A 1,758-nucleotide genomic window follows, 5' to 3' on the forward strand; every position below is an offset into this window, starting at 1 on the left:
GAACGTGCCTGCACTGCGATCTCGTCCAGCCAGACCAAGCGGGCGGCAAGCTGATGAGCCAGACGCCCAACAAGACCCCGAAGCACTTTCTGGACATCAACGAGCTGCCGTTGTCGGAGCTCAAGCGCATGCTCGCGGCGTCCTCCGCGATGAAGGCGAAGCAGAAGGCGCAGCAGCCGGTCAAGCCGCTCGAAGGCAAGACGCTGGCGATGATCTTCGAGCGTCCCTCGACGCGGACCCGCGTCTCGTTCGACGTCGGCATGCGCCAGCTCGGCGGCGAAGCCATCATGCTCACCGGCGCAGAGATGCAGCTCGGGCGCGGCGAGACCATCGCCGACACCGCGCGCGTGCTGTCGCGCTACGTCGATGCCATCATGATCCGCATCCTCAATCACGACGCGTTGCTGGAGCTCGCAGCCAACGCCACCGTGCCCGTCATCAACGGCCTGACACGACGCTCGCATCCCTGCCAGGTGATGGCCGACCTCATGACCTATGAGGAGCATCGCGGCCCGATCGAGGGCAAGACGGTGGCCTGGACCGGCGACGACAACAACGTGCTGGCCTCCTGGGCCCATGCCGCCGAGCGCTTCAAGTTCCAGCTCAACGTCGCGACGCCGCCGGAGCTCGCGCCGAAAAAGGCCATGCGCGACTGGATCAAGGCGACTGGCGCGCCGATCGTGCTCGGCACCGATCCGGAAGCCGCCGTGCGCGGCGCCGATTGCGTCGTCACCGACACCTGGGTGTCGATGGGTGACAAGGAGGGCGAGCATCGCCACAACGTGCTCAAGCCCTACCAGGTCAACGGCAAGCTGATGTCGCTGGCCAAGCCAGATGCGCTGTTCATGCATTGCCTGCCTGCGCATCGCGGCGAGGAGGTCACCGATGAGGTGATCGACGGCCCGCAATCGGTCGTGTTCGACGAGGCCGAAAACCGCCTGCATGCACAGAAGGGCATTCTGGCCTGGTGTTTCGACGCAGTGAAGTAGGTGCGCTGGAAGCCCGGCTGCGGCCTCACAAGCAATTGTCGTCCCGGACAAGCGAAGCGCCGATCCGGGACCTCCGCGCGAGCGCTTGCGCTCGTCGCGAGAGCCACAGGATTGAGTTTGGCGATGACTCGGAGTTGTCATCTCGCGCAATAACGTCACCTGTGGTTATGGGTCCCGGGCTCGCGCTTTGCGCGCCCCGGGACGACACTGAGTTTGAGGTTCCCCACGCCCCTTCCATTTCCGCCCTCCGACCCCAGATAATGCGCCATGGTTTCCCAATCCCCTGACATGAAAACCGGGCCTGAAGGCCCGGTTCGCGCGCCATCCGCGGTTCCGATCGACGATGCCGTGCTGCCTTACGAGGTCGACGCGCTCGACGTGCGCGGGCGACTGGTCCGGCTCGGCCCGGCGCTGGACGACATTCTCACCAAGCACGATTATCCCGCGCCGGTCGGCAAGCTGCTCGGCGAGGCCATCGTGCTGACGACGCTGCTCGGCTCGGCGCTGAAATTCGAAGGCCGCTTCATCCTCCAGGCCCAGACCGACGGTCCGGTGTCGTTCCTGGTGGTCGACTACAATGCGCCGGACCATCTGCGCGCCTATGCCCGCTTCGATGCCTCGCGGCTGGGCACGGCGAGGGATTCCGGCACGCTGCTCGGACGCGGTCATCTCGCCATGACCATCGACCAGGGCCCGGACATGAGCCGCTACCAGGGCTTGGTCGCGCTCGACGGCGGCAGCCTGGAAGACGCCGCCCACGAATATTTCC

General features: G+C 65.7%; 2 protein-coding genes. Both read left to right on the forward strand.

All coding sequences use genetic code 11. From position 1 onward, the window contains the following. Positions 1-53 precede the first annotated feature (53 nt). Entirely contained in the window at positions 54-989 is a 936-nt protein-coding gene (argF, locus tag JHD07_RS33250) for an ornithine carbamoyltransferase (RefSeq protein WP_291629839.1), read from the forward strand. Positions 990-1,256: 267 nt separating this feature from the next. Beyond that, positions 1,257-1,758 (forward strand): Hsp33 family molecular chaperone HslO (locus JHD07_RS33255; RefSeq protein ID WP_291629837.1); only part of this gene is annotated, 502 nt, incomplete at its 3' end.

This window comes from Bradyrhizobium sp., from assembly GCF_016462955.1.
Taxonomy (GTDB): domain Bacteria; phylum Pseudomonadota; class Alphaproteobacteria; order Rhizobiales; family Xanthobacteraceae; genus Bradyrhizobium.